Here is a 23,025-nt window from a genome sequence, read left to right on the forward strand (position 1 = left end):
ACCTCTATGTAATTGCTTTCGCTTTTGTATAAAACAAGGGAAACTCCCTCCGCTTGTTACAGAGAGAGTTTGTCCCTTTTTATTATATGGATATTCCTAAAGTTTTTCCATTTTGGAAGTGAAACTTTATTGGTTGCATAGCCGATTCCGCTTTTCTTTATTGTCCAGCTCCAGCAGCTAGAATGGTCGGTGGCTTCGCGCCTTCCTCCGAGGCAAACTACGCCTCTCTGTCAGGAGCTCCATCCCCCTCACATTCTGAACGAGCTGCTTCCGCTTTTCTTTATTGTCCAATACCACAGCAGTTTTTATATTTTTTGCCACTGCCACATTTGCATAGGTCGTTACGTCCGATTTGGTCACCTTTTACGACTGGTTTCTTTTTCGCTTCTTCACCATCATCTTTCGGATGAACTGCCTCACCTTGAGCTACTTCTTGACGCTCTAGGTTTTGTTCGATTTCTGCTTTCATAATGTAACGAGAAATCTCTTCTTCAATAGCAGCAATCATTGATTCAAACATTGAGAATCCTTCCATTTGGTATTCACGAAGCGGGTCAATTTGACCGTAAGCACGTAAATGAATACCTTCGCGAAGATGATCCATTGCATCGATATGATCCATCCATTTCGTATCAACAACGCGGAATACAACAACCTTTTCAAATTCACGCGTTTGTTCTTCTGGTAGAACCTTTTCTCTTTCATTGTAACGCTCGATTAACTTCGCAATGATTGGTTCACTCATTTCCTCTGGCGCAAGGCGGCGTAATTCCTCTTCTTTTACATCCCCTTCTTCAAGAAGGTTTGTATTTAAGTAGTCAATTAGACCTTTAATGTTCCAATCTTCTTCAATTTCCTCTTGCGTATGAAGAGCAACGGCACGTTCTACAGTAGATTTCATCATTCCTTCGATAATGCCACGTAAGTTTTCTGATTCCATTACCTCTTGACGCTGTTTATAAATTACTTCACGTTGTTGGCGAAGTACATCGTCGTATTGTAGAAGTTGTTTACGCGCATCGTAGTTATTTCCTTCTACACGTTTTTGTGCAGATTCTACAGCACGAGAAACCATTTTACTTTCAATTGGTTGTGAATCATCCATACCGAGGCGATCCATCATTGTTTTCATATTGTCAGAACCAAAACGGCGCATTAGTTCATCTTCCATTGATAAGTAGAATTGTGTCACACCAGGGTCTCCTTGACGACCAGCACGACCACGTAACTGATTATCAATACGACGGCTTTCATGGCGTTCTGTACCGATAACCGCTAAGCCACCAGCTTCTTTTACACCTTCGCCTAATTTAATGTCTGTACCACGGCCAGCCATGTTCGTCGCAATCGTTACAGATCCTTTAAATCCTGCTTCTGTAATAATATCCGCTTCACGCGCATGGTTTTTCGCATTCAAGACATTATGACGTACACCTTTACGTGTTAACATGTTTGAAATAAGTTCAGACGTTTCAATTGCAACCGTACCAACAAGAACTGGTTGTCCTTGTTTATGGCGTTTCACAATATCCTCAACAACTGCGTTGAATTTACCTTCCATCGTTTTAAAAATTAAATCCGCACGGTCATCACGAACAATCGGTCTGTTTGTCGGGATTACAATAACATTCATATTGTAAATGTTACGGAATTCTTCTTCTTCTGTTTTCGCAGTACCCGTCATACCTGATAACTTTTCGTACATACGGAAGTAGTTTTGGAATGTAATTGTCGCAAGCGTCATACTTTCATTTTGAATTTCTACGCCTTCTTTTGCTTCAATTGCTTGGTGTAAACCTTCACTATAACGACGGCCTTTCATAAGACGACCAGTGAATTGATCTACAATTACGATTTCACCATCTTGTACAACATAATCTGTATCGCGGTGCATAACAACGTGTGCACGAAGCGCTTGATTAATATGATGAAGAAGTGCAACATGTTTTAAGTCGAATAAGTTTTCAATATGGAAAGCTTTCTCTGCTCTCGTAATTCCGTCTTCTGTTAACATGACATTTTTCGTTTTTACGTCAAAAGAATAATCTTTCTCATTTTCTAACGTACGAATAAACGCATTTGCAAACATATATAATTCTGTTGATTTTTGTGCTTGTCCAGAAATGATAAGCGGCGTACGCGCTTCATCGACTAAGATGGAATCGACTTCATCAATAATCGCAAAATGAAGCGGACGTTGAACACGTTGCTCCTTATATAGCACCATGTTATCGCGCAAATAGTCAAAACCAAGCTCATTGTTTGTACTATATGTAATATCAGCAGCATAAGCAGCTTGCTTTTCCTCACGTGACATACTATTTAAGTTAATTCCTACTGTTAAGCCAAGGAACTCATGTAGTTGTCCCATTTCACCCGCATCACGCTGTGCTAAGTATTCATTGACTGTAACAACATGAACACCTTTACCTGTTAAAGCGTTCAAATAAACTGGTAAAGTAGAAGTTAACGTTTTACCTTCCCCTGTTTTCATCTCAGAGATATTCCCTTCATGCAAGGCAATACCACCCATTAATTGCACAGGATAAGGGCGCATACCAAGAACGCGTGTCGCTGCTTCACGAACAACCGCAAAAGCCTCTGGTAATAAATCGTCTACTGTTTCACCTTTTGTAAGACGCTCTTTAAATTCAATTGTTTTCCCTTTTAATTGTTCGTCAGTTAACGGTTGAATCGATGATTCTAACGCTTCTATTTGATCCACAGTTTTCTGCATACGTTTAATTTGGCGCTGGTTTGCATCAAACACCTTTTTTAAAATACCGATCATAGGAAATACGCTCCTCTTTTATTAAAATAAAACTTCTGATCGCGCTCTATATTACAGCTCACTAATCAGTCGTTATAAAACGCTAATTTATTTTCTACTATTTTTTTCCTAATTAAAAAACAAAAAAGTATAAACCTAATGATAATTGTAACACTTGTTTTATAACTATGACAACAACCGACCAAATGCACGGTCAAAATTAGCTAAAACTTTTCTCAATAAGAATTTTATAGACTGCTTTGATTCTCACTCAATTATAAACTAGGGTCGCCTTTTCCCATAATAACGGAGTAAAGAATAAAATAATTTTATACCAAATAAAAAAACGCAGCCTTTTACAGCTGCGTTTTCTACTTATTATTTTGTTTCAATTAAACCATATTTTCCATCTTTACGGCCATATACAACATTAGTTTCATTTGTATCGGCATTTGTGAAGACGAAGAAGTTATGTCCTAACATATCCATTTGTAAAATGGCTTCTTCAACGTCCATTGGTTTTAAGTCAAATCGTTTTGTACGTACTAGTTCTAATTCATCCTCGCTTACTTCTTCCAGAGTTGCCGCTGGTTCTGTAAGGATGAATGCAGTTTTCGGAGAACCTTTTTCACGTAATTTACGATTTACTTTTGTTTTATGTTTACGAATTTGTCGCTCAATTTTATCAACTACTAAGTCAATTGCAGCGTACATATCGCTATGAGTTTCTTCTGCACGAAGTAATAAATCTGTAAATGGAATTGTTACCTCGACACGTTGCTTGTCAGAGTATACTTTCAAATTAACTTTAATCTCTGGAAATGTATCAAAATAACGCTCTAATTTGCTAAGTTTTTTCTCTACATATTCCTTTAATGCTGGAGTTACTTCAATATTTTCACCACGAATGTTGAATTTCATAGATGAATTCCTCCTTTCAAGCCTATGTATACAATTTCGACACCGGCTTAAAAACTCCTTCTAACTTTATTTAAAAAGTTAGCGAAATTGCAATTTTTTATCGTTTTTTGTTGAAAAGAAAAGATGCATCGTTTCTATTTACATTTTACCCTATTCACATCGTAAATAACGAATATAAGTGTGGACAATTCGTTACAGAAAAGAAACAACTTTTTGACAACGTTTTCAATATTAATAATAAATTAAAACCATTCTTTTTAGGTGGGAGAGAGCATCCGTCCATAGATAGTAGCGGTCAGGGCCTTTTTTAGCCCCATGCCATGTGAAGACAGAAGAAGGCAATGTGCGGAAGTCTCCTTTTATTTCTATAGCCGTAATTTATATGCTAGTAAATCCAAGTTCAATTTATAAATTTAAAAATCAACATAAACTCTAAACTTTAAGCTGGAGAGAGCATCCGTCCATAGATAGTAGCGGTCAGGGCCTTTTTTAGCCTCGTCATGTAAAAACAGAAGGAGACGATGAGTGGACGTCTCCTTCTGTTCTTTATAGCCGTAATTTATATGTTGGAAGATCCAATTGAATATCTATATATACAAACCGTTACCACATACGCAGCTCTATGTTTCTCACAAAACTATTCATTCAGAATTATAATTTCACAACATTCGCCGCTTGCGGTCCACGTGCACCATCTACAATGTCAAATTCTACTTGTTGCCCCTCTTCTAACGACTTATATCCATCCTGTTGAATTGCAGAAAAATGAACAAAAACATCATCACCATCTTCGCGTTCGATAAAGCCAAATCCCTTTTCTGCATTAAACCATTTCACTCTTCCTTGCATGTTCTTTCCATTCCCTTCACTCGAAAAATAAGGGCATTTACCCCATATTTTGACTATAACGAATGACAACATATCAAGTCAAAGAAGTCTTGTCGTCTTTTTATTGTATCTTTCGACATGTATATATATAAACCCATCTTGATTTTTCAATATATTAGCTGCGGTTATGAAAACAAAAACAGTTCTCCACTTATTTCCTCTTTTTGTTTTCACACGGCATGGGGCGAAAAAAGGCACTGACCGCTTCTATGCATGGCCGGATGCTCTCGCTCACCTAAAAGAATGGTTTGATGTTGGTTTTTTCATTTGGATTTATATATTACCCCCGGCAAAGAGTGAAGCTAGACACTGTTTGAGCACCTGCATCATACAAGCACTCTGCAGCTTGCCTCAACGTAATGCCTGTCGTATACACATCATCAATGAGCAAAAGATGCTGACCAGTCAACATTTCTTCCTTTTGAAAGTAAAAGGGATTTGCTACTGAAAGCCTCTCCATACGCTTTTTTTTACTTTGTTTTTCCGTATCTTTTCTACTAAAAGAGGTTTGTAAAATACGGATTGGTAAACAAGATGCTAATAATTCCGCTTGATTAAAACCACGCTCATATTCTCTCTCCTTACTCAGCGGAATCGGAATAACTCCATGGCAATCTGAAAAATACTTATGAAATACAGCTATAAATTCCGTCCGAAAAACTTCAACAAGCTTAGCGTCCCCTCGAAATTTAAACCGAGCTAACACTTCCTTCATCCAATCATTATAGACGTACACAGATCGATTTTTTATAGGTAGAAACTTCATCTCTTCCTTCCATCTTACACAATCTTTGCAAAGGTTACCCTTCCTATATTCCTCCGAAAGGGACGCAAATGATCTACCGCAATCCTCGCAAATTTCTCCTATAATATAGGAAAGTTTTCGTTCACACCTCTCACATATGTACTGCTTTTCAGACTGAATAAAAAAAGAATACCAGCTAATGCTCTCGGAAATAGAATCATCACAAAGTAGACAATGCATTAATCTATCAACCCTTCTTGCTTAGCTCTTTTATTCATAGATTGAATATGCTTTTTCGCACGTATCATCGCTTCTGTTTTTCCATAATGAAAATAAAAGATATCGCCATCTGGCTTACGATGGCTTCTCCCAGCCCTGCCAGCAATTTGTACAAGCGCACTTTCTGAAAAAACGACTTCTTCTGCTCCTAACACAGCGACTTGCAAATTCTCTACCGTCACGCCACGCTCCAAAATCGTTGTCGTTACTAATAGCGGGATATTCCCGTTTCGAAAAGCCGCCACCTTTTCTTTTCGCTTTGAATCCTCCGCATAAACTCCTTCAATTCGATTATCCAATGGTTTTAATAATGTACTTACTTCATCGATATAACGTACGTGGGGAACAAATAGAAAAATAGGGGATTGTTTAAGGAGATGATACTTTAACCATTTCAAAACAACAGGCGGAATTCCCTTTCGCTTTAACGCCTTTTTCCAATCTCCACACCACTGAAACCTTGGAACTGGCAAAGGATGACGGTGATAACGCCCTGGAATAATTACACCTTTTTGTTTTCCACGCCATAACTTACGTTTCCATGCTTCTGCCGGAGTGGCCGTTAAATAAATTTGCGCCGCATGATCTTTACTCGCTTGCTCTACCGCATAATGCAACATCTTGTCCATCGCATATGGAAAAGCATCAATTTCATCAACAATCATAACATCGAAGGTCTTATAATAACGAAGCAATTGATGCGTTGTAGAAACAATGAGTCTTGCTTCCTTTTCACGGTCCAAACTACCACCATATAGCGCAGCAATCGGTACATCCGGAAAAACCGTTCGTAAGCGAGGCGCTAACTCTAACACTACATCAGTCCGCGGCGTTGCAATACAAACCCGCTCTCCTTTTTTTAGCGCCTCCTCAATACCATAAAAAAGCATCTCCGTCTTACCAGCTCCGCATACCGCCCATATAAAAAATGATTCCTTTCGCCGCACAGCTTCGACTACTCCCCTAGCTGCTTTGCCTTGTCCTGGTGATAATTGACCTTCCCAACGCAAAGGGTTCGGCACACACCCCCACTTTGCAGCTTTTATGTCTCGAACAAGCACCGTACATTCTCCCACTCGCCCCATCGTGATACATTTTCGGCAATACGTACACATCTCATTACACCTTTTACATAAAAATGCTGCAAATAACCGCTGCTCGCTATTCCCGCAGCGTTGGCATACATAGCGTGAAGATTTTTTTATTACACCTTTTACTAAAGAAATATCTCCCTGTCTTTTCAAACGATCTAGTTCATCCTTTGACAACGAAAGCTCTTCTAGTAGCATTTGTCTTCCTGCTAGTATGGTTACCCCCTCCTCTATAAAGTGAAACTTTAATCAGCCCTCACCAATCGGATTTTTACTGGTAGCCCGCCCCCACCTATCCTCCTCATTTCTCTTTGAACCTTGAGGTGGGAGGTCCTACTGCCCGTTAATACGGGATAAATCCATTTTGATTTTTAAACAGATAAATCACGGCTACCTCTAACACAAGCGGACCTGCTCTCATTTTCTCTTTTTGTTTCAAACTTGGCATGGGGCTCAAAAGCGGTCTGACCGGTTCTATGCATGACCGGATTCTCTCCCGCCTAAAAGAAAATTTTCTGTCATGTTTTCAATTTATAAATCTAATTTGATTTGCGAGCATTCACATTATGGCTATGAAGAATAGAAAGAGGCTTCCACTCATTTTCTCTTTCTGTTTTCACTTGGCATGGAGCTAAAAAGGGCACTGACCGCTCCTACCCATAAGCGGATTCTCTCTCCCACCTAAAAGAAATGGTTTTTGTCTCTATACCTCTACTATAATCCCTTTTCTTTATCTCGTAAAAAACCAAAAAAGCCGATAACCTACTTTTAAAATAGTAAGCTATCGACTTTATACACGTGTTTTATTTAGTTAAAAATCTTATAATCTACCGTAACCAGCAAAATGCGCTTGGTTATAAGGACTGCTCAAGCTAGAAACCGCAATACCTTTGTCTCCAGCATGAACCATTGTACCATCACCAACAACGATACCGATGTGAGAGATACCTTTTTTATATGTGTTTGCAAAGAATACTAAATCTCCTGGTTGTGGGTTATCAACTTTTTGCGCTGAGTTATAGAAACCTTCAGCTGTTTGTCTACCTACACCAAACACATATGAAATGAATCCACTGCAGTCAAAACCACTTGGAGATGCGCCGCCCCATACATAAGGAACTCCAATAAAGCTTTTCGCTTTCCCTACTACACCTGGTGCTGGTGTCGGATTAACAACCTTATTAGTTTCTTCTTTTTTAGGTTCTTCTTTTTTTGGTTGCTCTTTTTTAGGCTCTTCTTTCTTAGTTTCTTCTTTAGCTGGTGCAGCAGCTTCTTGTGCTGGCGCTGCTTGAGCTGCTTGTTGTTTCTGTGCTTCTTCAGCTTGTTTCTTCGCAGCTGCCTCTTGAGCCGCTTTTTCTTGTGCTTCTTGCTCAGCTATACGTTGTAATTGTAACGCTTGTAACTCAAGCTCTTTTAATTGACCTTCCGTGCTAGTCATGTTGTTTACAACTGTATCCATTTTACCGCTTAAATCAGTTACTGCTTCTTGTTTTTTCGCTTTTTCAGCGTCAAGTTCTTGCTTTGCAGCTTCGATTTTCACTTTCGCTTCTTTTAATTCTTTTTGTTTTTCTTTTACCGTTTCAACGTCTTTTTTTACAGTTGCTTGATCTTCTTGTTGTGTTTTCATGATATCTTCATCAGATTCAAGAATTTTAGAAACAGAAGTTAAGCGATCTACTAAATCTGCAATGTTTTTAGAGTTTACAACGACTTCTGTTACAACGTTCGTATTTGGTTGCTCTTGAAGTGCTACTAAACGTTTTCTTAATAGTTCTTCACGTTTTGCAATTTTCGTTTGTAAATCTGCAATGTTTTGGTTTTTCTTCTCGATTAATTTCTCTGTTTCTTCAACTTGCTTTGTTGTTTCGTCAAGTTTCGCTGCGTTTTCTTGAACAGACTTATCTAAACCTTGAACTGTTTTGTTTAACTCATTCATTTGTTTTTGAAGCTCATCACGTTCTTGTTGTTGTTTATGTAAAGTGTCGTTTTGTGCGTTAATTTCTGTTTTTACGTCATCAATCTTTTCCGCAAATGCATTTGGTGTTACTACTGAAAACATCATAAATCCTGCAGCCAATGCGCAAGATGCCATTTTTAGCTTTTTCATTTTGTTTTTTACACCGCTTTCCTTCATTTTATTTTCCGGATATAATCTATTAAAATTTATACCATATTTCAGGGGATATTTTACCAATGTTACGCTTTTGTAAAATAAATGTAATATTGTGTTTGTAATTTCCTGACACCCTTCATCTAATCCTGTATTTTTTTGTAGAATCTTAAGAAATTCACGCTATTTTTTATCCAATTGTCATAGACTTGTTACAAAATGAAAAAAAACACAAGAAAGACTCCTTGTGTTTTTTCATAGAAAATACTCTATTATTTCACCCATTTTTCAGCCCAGTTTTGGACTTCATTCATAACGCTTTCTAACGCTTTTCCTTTTTCTGTTAATCCGTATTCGATTCTAACAGGTACTTCTGGATAAACATTACGTACAACTACGCCTTCACTCTCTAATTCCTTTAAACGCTCTGACAACATACGATCGCTCATATTTGGGATAATATCTGCAATTTCTCTAAATCGTTTCGGCTCTTCTAACAAAGATTTAATAATTAAGCCCGTCCACTTTTTACTAAGCAGCGTAAAAGCCGATTCAAACTTTGGACATAAACAAGAATTATGCTCCATATGTTTCACCTCTCCTTTATTATAAAATAGTTTCTTATAAAAAGTAAGCAATAAAACTTTCCTTATTTTTTATAAATCCATTTCGATTTTCCAATATATAAATTATGCCTATGAAGAAGATAAGGAGACTTCCACTCATTCCCTCCTTCTGTTTTCACATGGCATGGGGCGAAAACCGCTTCTTTCCATGGGCTGATCCTCTCTCCCACCTAAAAAAATGGTTTTTGTCCTTTTTCCATCCGCATTTATATAAGTTAAATTTTACTTCCAAATATTAACTTGTCAAATAGGCATACGTATATCCGTAAAAAAACTCTCTACAAAAAGAGAGCTTTTACACTTTTATTATTTTGTATACCAACCTAGACCTAGTGATCCCTCTCCTAAATGCGTTCCAATTACAGCGCCAAAATAACTGATGCGGATTGTAACATGAGGGTACTTTTCCTCTAGCTCGCGCTGCCACTCTTTTGCTTCCTCTTCACGATTTGCATGAATGATAACAGCTTCCATTGGCATACCTTTACTCGCATGTTCATCAAAGATTTCAACAATACGCTTTAACGCCTTTTTGCGCGTGCGAATTTTTTCAAACGGAATAATCACTTTATCTCTAAAATATAGCACCGGTTTTACTTGTAATAAGCTACCGATAAATGCTTGTGCGCTATTTAAACGACCACCACGTTGCAAATGATGCAAGTCATCCACAACAAAATAAGCATCTATTGTTTGTTTCATTTCATCAAACCGAGCTAAAATTTCTTCTGGCGCTTTTCCTTCGCTCGCCATTTTTGCACCTTCACGCACATAAAAACCTTGTACTTCACAACTAATTTCAGAATCATATGTATATACGTCAATTCCTTGAACCATTTGCCCTGCTGTCGTTGCCGTTTGATATGTACCACTAATCCCACTTGAAAGGTGGATACTAATAACCGCATCGTATTCTTTTGCCAACTCTTCAAATAGCTCCACAAATTTCCCAATTGCTGGTTGAGAAGTCTTCGGAAGTTCTTCATGTTCACGTACTTTCACATAAAAATCATTCGCTGTAATTTCTGCTTCTTCTTGATAAGAGTTCGTCCCAAAAATTACATTTAATGGGATCATATGTATATTGAGTTCTTCACGAATATGCTTCGGTATATATGCTGTACTATCCGTAACAATAGCTGTTCTCATTTTCGTACCTGCCTTATAAAAAAGTTTTTATTTCCTAATTTTACACGAAAATAGGAAAAGGTGCATTAATGTATGAAAAATGCCGATTTAAGATTATAATCAACACTTGGGCAATTTACAACAAAAACGTTATATTTATAATATAATTTGCTATATTTCTACAAAAAATGTTTGAATCTGAAAACTCACCCTTTTACAATAAAAAGTACTAGTCATTTTGGAAGATAGGAGCGTATACCATTGCTATTACAATATTTAACAATTAAAGGCTACGGTGAGCACGAAATTGTCATTCAAAAGTCACGGTTTATTTGCTATGTAAGCCGAGCGAAAACAGAAGAAGCAGCTCAAGAATTTATTCAAAAAATTAAAAAGCAAAACTGGAATGCAACGCATAACTGCTCTGCCTATTTAATTGGTGAACGTGATCAAATTCAGAAGGCAAATGATGATGGTGAACCGAGCGGAACTGCTGGTGTTCCTATGTTAGAAGTATTAAAAAAGCGCGGTCTAAAAGATACAGTCGTTGTCGTCACACGTTATTTTGGCGGTATCAAACTTGGTGCTGGCGGTTTAATTCGTGCATATGGAAAATGCACAAGCGAAGGGCTTAATCACGTCGGAATTGTAGAGCGAAAACTAATGCGCATTATAAAGACAGAAGTTGATTATACGCTGCTCGGTAAAGTTGAAAATGAATTACGACACTCAGCCTACGCGATTAAAGATATACATTACCTAGAGAATGTTACATTCGATACTTATGTAGAAGAGGATCAAAAACAAATTTTTACTGACTGGATGATTGAATTAACAAATGGGAAATGTACAATAAAAGAAGACAATATGTTGTATTTAGAACAAGACATTATGCAATAATAACATATAATTTTAAAGGAGATTATGTATGGAAGAGCGTTATCATCATCTCCAGAAGAGAAGAATTAAAAAGAAGCGTAGACGTAGATTTTTCATCTATCTCTTTTTTATAGGACTAATCAGCAGCGTAGGACTCTACATGTTTAATTCCTATTCTTCTCTCATGGAGATGTATAGTGGCTTCACTCGTGATAAATCAAAATTGCGTGCGGAAGATGTAGAAATCACAAAAGAACCTTTCAGCGTCCTTATTATGGGAATTGAAGATTATGCGACCGATGGACAAAACGGACGAACAGATTCGCTTATGTTTGCAACAATTAACCCAAAAACAAAAAATGTTTCTATCATGAGCATTCCACGTGATTCACGCGTTACGATTGCTGGAAAAAATAAAAAAGACAAAATTAACGCAGCACATGCTTACGGCGGAGAAAAAATGGCATTAGAAACGGTCGAGAACTTTTTACATGTTCCTGTTGACCATTATATTAAAATCGATTTCAAGGGCTTTAAAGGTATTGTTGATGCTGTTGGTGGCATTACAGTCGATGTTCCTTTCGATTTCGAGGAACGGTCTGATATAGATTACTATAAGCTGATTCAATTTAAACAAGGACAGCAAGAGTTAAATGGGGAAGAAGCATTAGCTTATGTCCGCATGCGAAAACAAGATCCAAATGGAGATTACGGCCGCGCTACAAGGCAACGACAAGTACTTGCTGCAGTTGTCCATAAATTAAATTCTGCTTCCACAGTCTTTAAAATTAAAGACTTGGCAGAAGTTGTTGGAAAATATGTGAAAACTGATGTACCTGTGTCTGATGGACTTGCCTTATACAATAAATTATCGGGATTCGACCCTTCTAACATCCAAACGCTTAAATTAGAAGGTGAGGATAAAAAACTAAACGATATTTATTACTTTATCCCGGATGAAGCGAACCTTCAAACTGTTCGTAATGAAATTTTAAAAAACTTAGAACAAGATCAAACAAATAAAAATGCCAATACCACAACCAATTCAAATTCTAACTCTGATACAAATACAACAAATTCATCTACTAATAAAAAAGAACAAGAGCCGCCTCCATCTACGGACGCAAATGCAGAGTGGCTCATGCGCAACCACCAGCAAAATTAAATAAAGACGGGAAAGAAAAGAGCCAAACCTCTATCGACAGATATGAGGCTCGGCTCTTTTTTACTTACTTTTTATCAAAATATTGTAAAATTGCTTCTACGATACGCTCTGAAGCAAGACCGTCACCGTAAGGATTAGATGCTTGCGCCATTTTTTCATGCGCTTCTTTATTAGATAATAATTCATCTGCAAGTGTAAAGATTGTTTCTTCGTCTGTACCTGCTAATTTTAAAGTTCCTGCTTCAATACCTTCTGGACGTTCTGTTGTATCACGAAGAACAAGAACCGGTACACCAAGGGAAGGTGCTTCCTCTTGTACACCACCAGAATCTGTTAGCATTAAGTATGAACGCGCTGCAACATTGTGGAAATCAATTACATCTAGCGGTTCAATTAAATGAATGCGGTTATGGTCTCCTAAAATATCGTTAGCTGTTTCACGCACAATAGGATTCATATGAACTGGATATACAACTTGTACATCTTCGTATTTTTCAACAAGGCGCTTAATTGCACGGAACATATTGCGCATTGGTTCACCTAAATTTTCACGACGGTGCGCTGTCATAAGTACAAGTCGGTCATTTCTAAGCTTCTCTAGTACCGGATGACTATACTCTTCTTTTACTGTCGTTTTTAGTGCATCAATTGCTGTATTTCCTGTTACAAAAATACGTGCTTCATCTTTATTTTCTTGTTGCAAGTTCGTTGCTGATTTTGCTGTAGGAGAGAAATGAAGATCTGCCATTACACCTGTTAATTGGCGGTTCATTTCTTCCGGGTATGGAGAATATTTATCCCATGTACGAAGTCCAGCTTCAACATGGCCGATTGGAATTTGATTATAGAAAGCAGCAAGGCTCGCAATAAAAGTAGTTGTTGTATCACCGTGTACAAGAACGATATCTGGCTTTGCTTCCTTCATTACTTTATCTAAACCCTCTAAACCACGTGTTGTAATATCAATTAATGTTTGACGGTCTTTCATAATATTCAAATCAAAATCCGGCGTAATTCCAAAGATATCTAATACTTGATCTAGCATTTGACGATGCTGTGCTGTCACTGTCACAATTGATTCAATTTGCTCAGGGTGTTTTTGCAACTCTAACACAAGAGGTGCCATTTTAATCGCTTCTGGACGTGTTCCAAAAATCGTCATTACTTTTAAACGTTCAGTCATTTCACTGCCTCTTTTCTTTCACTAGTTACAATATATGAAAAACTAACATAAAATCTTCTCTTTTAGGTGAAAGAGAGCGTCCGGCCATGCATAGAAACAGTCAGACCCTTTTTTCGCCCCATGCCAAATGAAAACAAAAGAAGAAAACAAGTGGAGATCTCTTTTGTTTTTCATAGCCGCAATTTATATGCCAGCAAATCACCATGGATTTTATATAGTATTGTTACACTCACCATTATATATGAGAACACAAAAGGACAAAAGGAAGCGTTCTTACTAAATGGTAGAACATCTCCTATTACGAATGCTCTTTCTTCCAACGGAATAGTAATCCATTCTATGTTTCTCAATATCCTCCCCAGTATAACAATTTCTCCCATCAAATAAAATAGGTTCACACATAAGTTTCACATACCTTTCTAGTGGATACGTACGTATGCATTCCCAATCGGTTACAATAAACACTGCTTCTGCCCCTGTGACTGCCTCATCTAAATCCGTTGTATATTTCATTTCATCTCCAAACAATCGCTGCACATGCAAAATAGCTTGTGGATCATATGCAATTACATTTGCTCCCATCTCTACTAACTCCTTTATAATGGGAAGAGACGGCGCCTCTCTAATATCATCTGTACTTGGCTTAAAAGCCACCCCTAACACCGCAACTCGCTTGCCCCTCATATCCATTACACTTCTTGCTTTCCGAACAAGTAACATTTGTTGTTTGTTGTTCACTTCAATTACTGCTTTTAATAACCGAAAATCATGTGCAACATTACCTGCAATTTGGACGAGAGCATTTGTATCTTTTGGGAAACATGAACCACCATAACCAATACCTGCCTGTAAGAATTGAGAACCAATTCGCCTATCCATTCCCATGCCGCCTGCTACCTCTAACACGTCTGCGCCTACCTTCTCACATATATTAGAAATTTCATTTATAAAACTAATTTTCGTAGCCAAAAAAGCATTTGAAGCATATTTAATCATTTCAGCACTGCGAATATCTGTCACAAATGTTTCAATCGATAGCTTACTGTATAACTTCTCTATCTTTTGTGCAACTTCTCTTGTCTCCGCTCCTATCACGATGCGATCACTATGGAAGAAGTCATGTATACCGGAACCTTCACGTAAAAACTCTGGATTGGATACCATATGTATAGTATGTCGCGCTTGTAGCTTCTCTTGAATCCATTCTTTCATTTGATTGTTCGTGCCAACCGGAACCGTACTTTTTGTAATCACAATCACATCTGAATTTATATATATACCAATCTCATAACAACTATTACGAATATATGTTAAATCTGCCGTTCCATCTGGTAAAGATGGTGTGCCCACTGCTATAAATATAAAATCTACATGTTTGAATGCTTCTATTTGATTTGATGTAAATACTAGCCGCCTTTCTTGGACTGCTACATCTACCAATTGTTCTAGACCAGGTTCATAAATTGGAATTTCTCCTTGCTTCATTCGCGCGATTTTCCCTTGATCTATATCAAAGCAAGTAACATCATGGCCCAATGTCGCTAATCCCACCCCAGTAATTAATCCAACATATCCGGTACCTATCACCGTAATTTTCATTATATTTTCCGCACAGGATTCTTAACATTTTTGTGAGAATACTGTATAAAAGTAGCAAGACAAGAAATGTACATTTTTTGTGAATGACAACACTCCTGTGCTTCCTCCTTTCATTCTAAAAATGAATATAAGGCAATGGCTTTCAAAAACGAAATGAAATATGATAGGAGCTCTCACTCCCTATTATATGAGACGTCTGCTCTATCTTTTTTTAAGATTTTGTAAAATAACGTCCTCCATTTGGACACTTTTCTTTACAAATCACTTTATTACTGGCACATTTAACGTTTCCATATTTTAACGCGAAACGTACGTATTTTAACGTGCAACACTTATAGTAAAGAGAATCGGTCACATCCTACCATCCGTACTAGGAACAGACTTATATATGTCATAACTCTGTACTTTGGTTTCAAAACCATACGATAGAATTGAATGATAAAATATATTGAAAGCCCCTTACACGACATCACATTTACGATAAATTTGTCATATATTTTATCTATTTCCAATTACAGTGAATAGAAAAAAAGATTGAATTCTAATCTTTTTGTGATACCATATGTTATGAGCCTGTAAACAAACATCATAATTTTCAGAAAAATAATTAAAAAACTACGTTAAAATATAAAAGGTGGGGTATTAATGGACTCACAAGTGATTTATGCCATTTTGGCATCTTTCATTACCGTATTAGTCGTTACTCCTTTGGTCATTAAATTAGCATTTAAAATTGGAGCGACTGATAAGCCAAACGCACGTAAAGTACACCAAAAAATCATGCCTCGTCTAGGTGGACTGGCAATCTTTATTGGTGTAGCTGTTGGATTCTTTGTTAGTGGATTATATGAACAAAGAATGGTAACAATTAGTTTAGGCGCTGTTATCATTGTCATTATCGGTATTTTAGATGACATGTATGAATTATCGGCAAAAGTAAAATTCGGTGGGCAACTTTTAGTTGCTGCACTTATTGTAAAAAGTGGATTATTAGTACAGGTATTGTATATTCCAATCTTAGGAGATACTGAACTTGGCATACTTGCATATCCAATTACGGTATTTTGGATTGTCGGTATTACAAATGCTATCAACTTAATTGATGGATTAGACGGACTATCCGCTGGAATTTCATCCATTGTTCTTGCAACGTTAGCATATATGGCTTTCACTAGTCCTATGGGAACTGGTGCTGTCATTATTTTACCATTAGCATTAATTGCTCTTGCAAGTACACTTGGATTTTTATTCTATAACTTCCATCCAGCTAAAATTTTCATGGGAGATACAGGCGCACTATTTTTAGGATATTGTATTTCTGTTCTCTCATTACTTGGACTATACAAAAGCGTAACATTATTCAGCTTCCTTGTTCCCATTATTATTTTAGGTGTACCTATATTCGACACACTGTTTGCGATTATTAGACGAGTTGTGAATAAAAAACCAATTTCTGCGCCAGATAAATCGCACTTACATCATCGTCTATTAGCAATGGGCTTCTCTCATCGCACGACGGTACTTATCATTTACGCATTCGGTATTTTCTTTAGCGTAAATGCGATTATTTTCTCTAGTGCAACGTTATGGTTATCCATTATTCTTCTATTCGCTTTAATCTTCTTCACTGAAATCGTAGCAGAAGTAATCGGTCTTGTGCACGAACGTTATAAACCAATTATTTCCTTCTATAAAAAAGTGAAAAAACGCGAAGAATAATTGTAGTATAGCCTTTTTTAGCAAAAAATATTCAAATAGCACCCTTTCTTTTTGAGAAAGGGTGCTATTTTTCATTTCCAAAATATAGTTTGTTTGAGAGCTCTTCTATTGGAGAAGATATACATATAAAGAGGATAATGAGACTACAATCTTAACTCCTTCTCCATGACTGTTAGACTGAGGGTGAGTATTTTGATAAAGCAAATGTTTCAATGGATGATTATATTCCTAAGCATTACTACATGTTCGATATCTTATACTGAAGCAGCCGCTAACTCCCCACTTATACATGACTCTATGATTCAGGACGCGGCTCTTCCGCAAAAAATTGCATACTTAACATTTGATGATGGACCAAATAAATACACATTACAAATTTTAAATATCTTAAAACAGAAACAAGGGAAAGCAACTTTCTTTATAATTGGTGGAAAGGCTTCACATTACCCACAAACAATGAAACGTTTAATTAACGAAGGGCATTATATTGGTTTACATAGCATGTCCCATGATGTGAAACGTTTATATACTGGTGATCCAACTGCTTTAATTACCGAAATGGAACAAACCCGTTCTATTGTCCGCCGCACCACAAATTTGGATACACACCTCGTTCGTGTTCCATACGGTAGTATGCCTTATTTAAAAAAGAATTATCGCGATGCACTTGTTTCTGCTCGGTACAAAATGTGGGATTGGACAATCGATACATATGATTGGAAAAGTCATCATAATCCTTCTGCTATACTAGACCGAGTCATGAACCAAAGCGACGAACAAGTGGAAGTTATTTTAATGCATGATTCTAGCGTCACAGTGAAAATTCTTCCAAAGGTAATTGACTATCTTAAGGCAAAAGGATATACACTTCTTCCTTATAATCCTTCTTCCCATTTAGAAGTAAACTTCTGGAAGGACACAAGATTGTAACAGCTTTAGTATAATACTAGGGCTGTTTATACTTTCCTCTTCCCACACTTCCCATTTTTGTGTAAAATTTTAAATAGTGATGAAGTTTCGAGGTGAAGAAAATGAAACGAATGGACCTCATTTATAATGCAATGCAAAAGGGGAATTACTCAGAAGGTGTAACAGCATCTGAACTCGCTACACTTCTACAGCTAGACCGTGCAAATGTAAGCAGCGATTTAAATAAACTTGTGAAAGATGGTCGTTTATCTAAAACAGGAACACGCCCTGTCCGTTTCTATTTAGGAACTAACTCTCATATGGAAACGCCTTCACAAGATGACACTTCACTCGATACTTTTGCTAGAGAAAATACAAGCCTTAAAATTGCCATTGAAAAGGCAAAGGCCGCTGTACTCTATCCTCCAAATGGTATGCATACATTGCTACTTGGAGAAACGGGTGTCGGGAAATCTATGTTTGCTTCTTTAATGCATGAATACGCGATTGAAGTCAATCAGCTGCCAAAAGATGCACCGTTTATCGTTTTTAACTGTGCAGATTACGCAAATAATCCACAGCTCCTGCTTGGACAACTTTTCGGGATCAAAAAGGGTGCTTACACTGGTGCAAGTGACCAAAAAGGATTAATCGAAAAAGCCCATGAAGGAATTCTCTTTTTGGATGAAGTGCACCGCCTTCCTCCAGAAGGTCAGGAAATGCTATTCACATTTATTGATCGCGGTGTGTATCGTCGCCTTGGAGAGACAGAGAACGAGCGCCGAGCACAAGTATTAATTATTACTGCAACAACAGAAGAGCCGAACTCTTTTTTACTCAAAACATTTACAAGACGAATTCCGATGACAGTAACGCTTCCGCCACTTCGTGAGAGAACACATCAGGAACGCTTCGCACTATTACAGTTCTTTTTTACAAATGAAGCGATTCGTCTGCGAAAAGAAATTCATGTCAGCCCAAATGCAATGCGCGCATTCGTCTTTTATCAATGTCCAAATAACATTGGACAATTAAAAACAGATGTACAAATTGCCTGCGCAAAAGCCTATTCTGACTTCGTTACAAAGAAAAGGGATTATGTGCGCGTTTCTAGCACTGATTTGCCATGGTACATGAAGGAAGGCTTATTTATCGAAAGAAAAAGCCGTCATTTGTATCAAGTGCCAAACGAAACATTTGTATTTACGGGTGACGAAGGATGGAGTAGACATAAAACAGAGGATACAAGTTCTTCCATTTATGATTACATCGATCATAAGTATGAAGAACTTCAAGCACGTGGGATTGAAGAAGAAGAATTAGAGTTATTAATAGACAATGATATCCAAAGCTTTTTCGTTCATTATTTTAATCAAATATCAAAAAAGACAAATCATGAAAACGTCTTTAAAATTGTCGATCGTAATATTGTTTCTGTGTGCGAAAAAATAGCTGAACTAGCAGAAAAACATTTATCTAAGACATTCGATGAAAAAGTCTTTCTTGCTTTAGGTTTACATGTACAGACAACTCTACAACGTTTACAGAGTGGGAAACAAATTCATCACCCACAGCTCAATCAAATTCGCACGAAATATAAAGAAGCCTTCTCAGTCGCTATGCAGTGTATTCAACTTTTAGAAGATGAACTGCAAATCACAATGCCAATTGATGAAGCTGGATTTTTAACGATGTTTTTCGTCGTTGACCCTATTCCTGCTTCCCAAGCAGAAGTAAAAGTATTAATTTTAGCTCACGGCAATGGTATCGCAACAGAGATGGCAAATGTCGCGAATGAACTTCTCGGTATTGATGAAGTAACAGGCATTGATATGCCGCTTCATGAATCGCCGAAAGATTTTTTAGAACGAGTAAAGGTATACATGAAAACGCTAGGACATATAAATGGTCTTCTCTTACTTGTCGATATGGGCTCACTTGCTTATATCGGGGATATACTGGAAACGGAATTTCATATCCCTGTACGTGTTCTCTCTATGACAAGTACACCACACGTATTAGAAGCAGCAAGAAAAGCACAACTTGGCTACTCATTAGACACGTTATATGAAACGGTGAAAAACTTAACACCGTTTTACCTGAATGTACAAGAAGAAAAGAAAAAGCCGCTTGCTCCAATGAAATCAGTTATTTTAACAGCTTGTTTAACAGGAGAAGGAAGCGCGCTAGCTATTCAAAAAATGCTTGAAAACTATTTACGATTCGATAAAGATTTAATAGAAATTATTCCTATTAGTATCGTTCATGAAAAAGATTTAACAAAAATGATCGAAAATATAAAGAAAGAACGCAATATGATTTGTATTGTCACAAATTTTGACGTACAGGTACCATGTTTAACCTATCATTTCCAAGACATTATAAACTATAAAGCTATTCAGCCGATTCAAGAATTAATTACGTATGAAGAAACATATGCAAAAATGGCTGATATTCTCGGACAACAAATGCAACGTGATGATGGGGCTCTCCTAATCAAAACAATTCGGTACGCATTAAATACAATTCAAGAGCTCATCTCCTTACAATTAAACCCCGATAGTTTAATGGGAGTTATTTTGCATATGAGCTGTATGATTGACCGGCTTCAAAAGGGAGAAAAGCTACTCCCTTATCCTGACAAAGAAGCGAGTAGACAAGATGAATACTGGATGTATATGAAAGTCAAAAAAGCATTGCAACCAATTGAAAACACATTTGGCGTGCAGATTCCAGACGATGAAGTTTTTTACGTGATGGACTTCTTCATAAAGAATCAACCAGAAAAAAAAAAAAAAATAAAGTAAACATGCCCGTGAATATTAATATTCACGGGCATGTTTACTTATCGGCTCATAGATGGGCTATATTCATTTATCCTCCCACGAACTTCTCCCTTTGTAAATGTCCTCGTATGAACATTTACATATGCATTTTCTTCGTCAATTGCCTGCATAAGATTCTCAAACGTCTTCCCTTGCAAAGGTCCTTCTTCTAAATCTTCAGTAGACACCACACCTGTTATCGTTCCTTCATTCACGCTAATTCCGTGCTTTACAGGTCCATATAAGAATAAAACCACTGGCCCTACCTGATTCCCTTTCCCTAAATGGATTTGACAAGATGTTATCTTCTCAATATTTTTCAATATGACCCTATAATGTAATTTTGTAAAAGTATCATTAAAAATAAGCTCTGCGACCCCATAAGCCTTTGTTTTTACAGGAGGTAATTCATTACCACCTTTCAGCTTAGCAACGAAATGTTTTGTCATACTAGCAACATTCTCCTTATATGAATTTCAACTCGAATAGCTCTGGTATCTCTCTAACTAATTTATTGCCGGGACACGATCAATTATGACTCTTTCAATAGCTCTTTTTATGAGATATCTGATTCCTCTTCGCAAATATTTACAAAAACATTACATAATAAGCATTCCTTCCATTGTGCTGCTTCCTGTATAATGCATCTAGAATTGAAATTTCTTTAGGAGGTTACCTTGAAAAAAATACTAGAAATCTTCCTCGTATCACTTAAACTAGGCCTTACTTCTTTTGGAGGACCTGTCGCTCATCTTAGTTATTTCCATCACGAATATGTACAAAAACGAAAATGGATGGATGAGCGAAGTTATGGAGATTTAGTAGCGCTCTGTCAATTCCTCCCTGGTCCTGCAAGCAGCCAAGTTGGGATTGGCATCGGTTTATCACGCGGCGGACTCCTTGGAGCCATAGTTGCTTGGGCCGGCTTTACACTCCCATCAGTTCTCGTTCTTGTCTTTTTTGCTTCACTACTCCAGCAATTTCACGTAGGAGAAGCTGGCTGGATTCATGGGCTAAAACTTGTAGCAGTAGCAATTGTCGCCCATGCAATATGGGGAATGGCACAGAAATTAACACCGGATCGAAACCGAGCTACCATTGCAATTATTACTGCTGCAATTTCATTATTATTTCCAAGTGTTTGGACACAAGTTACGCTTATTCTACTCGCTGGTCTTGTCGGTTGGCTCTTATATCGTAAGCATGAAATTCAACCTGCTAGCAAAACGCATATTCCTGTTTCACGTATAACAGGTGCCATATGCCTCTTACTATTTTTTAGTTTATTATTTTTGCTGCCAATATTACGACCATTCTCGCACTGGATTGCCCTGTTTGATAGTTTCTATCGCTCTGGCTCACTTGTGTTTGGCGGAGGACATGTCGTTCTTCCTCTTCTCGAAAATGAATTTGTATTAAATGGCATGATGACAAAAGAACAATTTTTAGCAGGATATGGCTTAACACAAGCCGTCCCAGGTCCTCTCTTTACATTCGCTTCTTATATAGGAACTATACTAGGCGGGACACTAGGAGCTACTCTTGCGACAATCGCTATCTTTCTTCCAGCATTCTTACTAGTCATTGGCGTGCTGCCATTTTGGGATCAAGTTAGACGCTTGTCTTATATACAGGGTGCACTCCTTAGCGTTAATGCTGCTGTTGTTGGCATTTTACTAGCAGCCTTTTACAATCCAATTTGGACAAGCTCCATCATAGGTACGGCTGACTTTGTCATCGCTTCTCTCCTATTTTGCCTATTAGCATTTTGGAAAACACCACCATGGACCGTTGTTGTTCTTGGCGCTTTAAGTGGCTATGTTCTGTCTATAATCTAGCCATATAAAATTCTAGAAAGAAACATGGTAAATTTTTGAGATTTGAGTGGTGTGGATTAGTACATGAAATTTTATCGGCGATTTTTCAAATATATCGACTATTTCTCACAAGATACCAACGATCCGCCAAATCATGACAAAAAGACTGTCTTACTTTTTGCGGTCGCTTCATATGATTTTTGGCGCCCTTTTGATTGTAGTAGGGTTTTGAATATGTAAAGAAACATTTCTCTTATAGGAGAAGTGTTTTTGTTTGTAGAAATATATAACCTGATAGATTAAAGAAGAAAGAGTGAGAATGGAATGAGTATAAGTTTCGGCTTTGAAACAAAAAAAGACCTCCTCTCACT

17 protein-coding genes are annotated in these 23,025 nt (G+C 37.4%); 6 read left to right on the forward strand and 11 right to left on the reverse strand.

The window, feature by feature from the left end; genetic code table 11:
• Nucleotides 1-280: 280 nt before the first annotated feature.
• From secA to HRG09_RS12175, 8 genes are all read right to left on the reverse strand, one after another.
• Nucleotides 281-2,791, reverse strand: a complete 2,511-nt coding sequence (secA, locus tag HRG09_RS12140) for a preprotein translocase subunit SecA (protein WP_174101044.1) — start codon at nt 2,789-2,791, stop codon at nt 281-283.
• Between the two features lie 357 nt (nt 2,792-3,148).
• A complete protein-coding gene (gene hpf, locus HRG09_RS12145; RefSeq protein WP_174101045.1) occupies nt 3,149-3,691 on the reverse strand; it encodes a ribosome hibernation-promoting factor, HPF/YfiA family in 543 nt (180 codons plus the stop codon).
• A 651-nt stretch (nt 3,692-4,342) separates the two neighbouring features.
• Complete coding sequence (cspC, locus tag HRG09_RS12150) at nt 4,343-4,540, reverse strand: cold shock protein CspC (RefSeq protein WP_001990088.1); 198 nt, start codon at nt 4,538-4,540, stop codon at nt 4,343-4,345.
• Between the two features lie 319 nt (nt 4,541-4,859).
• Entirely contained in the window at nt 4,860-5,564 is a 705-nt protein-coding gene (locus HRG09_RS12155; protein ID WP_174101046.1) for a ComF family protein, read from the reverse strand.
• The gene (locus tag HRG09_RS12160) at nt 5,564-6,910 is read right to left on the reverse strand and encodes an ATP-dependent helicase ComFA (protein WP_174101063.1); all 1,347 of its coding nucleotides are present in this window, start codon (nt 6,908-6,910) and stop codon (nt 5,564-5,566) included. Before HRG09_RS12160 ends, HRG09_RS12155 begins: the two co-directional genes overlap by 1 nt.
• A gap of 604 nt (nt 6,911-7,514) precedes the next feature.
• Complete coding sequence (locus HRG09_RS12165) at nt 7,515-8,801, reverse strand: C40 family peptidase (RefSeq protein WP_309232126.1); 1,287 nt, start codon at nt 8,799-8,801, stop codon at nt 7,515-7,517.
• 275 nt (nt 8,802-9,076) lie between these two features.
• Nucleotides 9,077-9,391, reverse strand: coding sequence for a winged helix-turn-helix transcriptional regulator (locus HRG09_RS12170; protein ID WP_000400853.1), 315 nt, complete (start codon nt 9,389-9,391; stop codon nt 9,077-9,079).
• Nucleotides 9,392-9,736: 345 nt separating this feature from the next.
• Nucleotides 9,737-10,579, reverse strand: coding sequence for a DegV family protein (locus HRG09_RS12175; RefSeq protein WP_174101047.1), 843 nt, complete (start codon nt 10,577-10,579; stop codon nt 9,737-9,739).
• Between the two features lie 240 nt (nt 10,580-10,819).
• Here HRG09_RS12175 and HRG09_RS12180 point away from each other — a divergent pair, with 240 nt between their 5' ends.
• The gene (locus HRG09_RS12180) at nt 10,820-11,458 is read left to right on the forward strand and encodes a YigZ family protein (protein ID WP_174101048.1); all 639 of its coding nucleotides are present in this window, start codon (nt 10,820-10,822) and stop codon (nt 11,456-11,458) included.
• 28 nt (nt 11,459-11,486) lie between these two features.
• Entirely contained in the window at nt 11,487-12,602 is a 1,116-nt protein-coding gene (locus HRG09_RS12185; RefSeq protein ID WP_174101049.1) for an LCP family protein, read from the forward strand.
• 64 nt (nt 12,603-12,666) lie between these two features.
• Here the strand turns inward: HRG09_RS12185 and wecB are convergent, their stop codons facing one another.
• Nucleotides 12,667-13,785 (reverse strand): non-hydrolyzing UDP-N-acetylglucosamine 2-epimerase, encoded by a 1,119-nt coding sequence (gene wecB, locus HRG09_RS12190; RefSeq protein ID WP_174101050.1) that lies wholly within the window; start codon nt 13,783-13,785, stop codon nt 12,667-12,669.
• Nucleotides 13,786-14,061: 276 nt separating this feature from the next.
• Nucleotides 14,062-15,384, reverse strand: a complete 1,323-nt coding sequence (locus tag HRG09_RS12195; RefSeq protein ID WP_174101051.1) for a UDP-glucose dehydrogenase family protein — start codon at nt 15,382-15,384, stop codon at nt 14,062-14,064.
• Nucleotides 15,385-16,029: 645 nt separating this feature from the next.
• On the opposite strand from HRG09_RS12195, the gene HRG09_RS12200 reads away from it, so the two are divergent.
• From HRG09_RS12200 to HRG09_RS12210, 3 genes are all read left to right on the forward strand, one after another.
• Nucleotides 16,030-17,103 (forward strand): glycosyltransferase family 4 protein, encoded by a 1,074-nt coding sequence (locus HRG09_RS12200; protein WP_174101052.1) that lies wholly within the window; start codon nt 16,030-16,032, stop codon nt 17,101-17,103.
• Nucleotides 17,104-17,295: 192 nt separating this feature from the next.
• Entirely contained in the window at nt 17,296-18,033 is a 738-nt protein-coding gene (locus tag HRG09_RS12205; protein ID WP_174101053.1) for a polysaccharide deacetylase family protein, read from the forward strand.
• 101 nt (nt 18,034-18,134) lie between these two features.
• Nucleotides 18,135-20,819 (forward strand): sigma-54-dependent transcriptional regulator, encoded by a 2,685-nt coding sequence (locus HRG09_RS12210; RefSeq protein WP_174101054.1) that lies wholly within the window; start codon nt 18,135-18,137, stop codon nt 20,817-20,819.
• Nucleotides 20,820-20,857: 38 nt separating this feature from the next.
• Here the strand turns inward: HRG09_RS12210 and HRG09_RS12215 are convergent, their stop codons facing one another.
• Nucleotides 20,858-21,286: a CHRD domain-containing protein gene (locus HRG09_RS12215; protein WP_174101055.1), complete on the reverse strand. Its 429-nt coding sequence runs from the start codon at nt 21,284-21,286 to the stop codon at nt 20,858-20,860.
• Between the two features lie 228 nt (nt 21,287-21,514).
• On the opposite strand from HRG09_RS12215, the gene HRG09_RS12220 reads away from it, so the two are divergent.
• Nucleotides 21,515-22,675 (forward strand): chromate transporter, encoded by a 1,161-nt coding sequence (locus tag HRG09_RS12220; RefSeq protein WP_174101056.1) that lies wholly within the window; start codon nt 21,515-21,517, stop codon nt 22,673-22,675.
• Nucleotides 22,676-23,025 lie beyond the last annotated feature (350 nt).

This window comes from Bacillus sp. Xin1, assembly GCF_013314535.1.
Classification (GTDB): Bacteria; Bacillota; Bacilli; order Bacillales; family Bacillaceae_G; genus Bacillus_A.

What these genes read in the sequence shown, in the direction of transcription:
- wecB (WP_174101050.1), bottom strand. Translation starts at nt 13,785, where the DNA reads ATGACTGAACGTTTAAAAGTAATGACGATTTTTGGAACACGTCCAGAA.
- HRG09_RS12200 (WP_174101052.1), top strand. Translation starts at nt 16,030, where the DNA reads ATGGACTCACAAGTGATTTATGCCATTTTGGCATCTTTCATTACCGTA.
- HRG09_RS12210 (WP_174101054.1), top strand. Translation starts at nt 18,135, where the DNA reads ATGAAACGAATGGACCTCATTTATAATGCAATGCAAAAGGGGAATTAC.
- secA (WP_174101044.1), bottom strand. Translation starts at nt 2,791, where the DNA reads ATGATCGGTATTTTAAAAAAGGTGTTTGATGCAAACCAGCGCCAAATT.
- HRG09_RS12175 (WP_174101047.1), bottom strand. Translation starts at nt 10,579, where the DNA reads ATGAGAACAGCTATTGTTACGGATAGTACAGCATATATACCGAAGCAT.
- HRG09_RS12195 (WP_174101051.1), bottom strand. Translation starts at nt 15,384, where the DNA reads ATGAAAATTACGGTGATAGGTACCGGATATGTTGGATTAATTACTGGG.
- hpf (WP_174101045.1), bottom strand. Translation starts at nt 3,691, where the DNA reads ATGAAATTCAACATTCGTGGTGAAAATATTGAAGTAACTCCAGCATTA.
- HRG09_RS12165 (WP_309232126.1), bottom strand. Translation starts at nt 8,801, where the DNA reads ATGAAAAAGCTAAAAATGGCATCTTGCGCATTGGCTGCAGGATTTATG.
- HRG09_RS12170 (WP_000400853.1), bottom strand. Translation starts at nt 9,391, where the DNA reads ATGGAGCATAATTCTTGTTTATGTCCAAAGTTTGAATCGGCTTTTACG.
- HRG09_RS12185 (WP_174101049.1), top strand. Translation starts at nt 11,487, where the DNA reads ATGGAAGAGCGTTATCATCATCTCCAGAAGAGAAGAATTAAAAAGAAG.
- cspC (WP_001990088.1), bottom strand. Translation starts at nt 4,540, where the DNA reads ATGCAAGGAAGAGTGAAATGGTTTAATGCAGAAAAGGGATTTGGCTTT.
- HRG09_RS12215 (WP_174101055.1), bottom strand. Translation starts at nt 21,286, where the DNA reads ATGACAAAACATTTCGTTGCTAAGCTGAAAGGTGGTAATGAATTACCT.
- HRG09_RS12155 (WP_174101046.1), bottom strand. Translation starts at nt 5,564, where the DNA reads ATGCATTGTCTACTTTGTGATGATTCTATTTCCGAGAGCATTAGCTGG.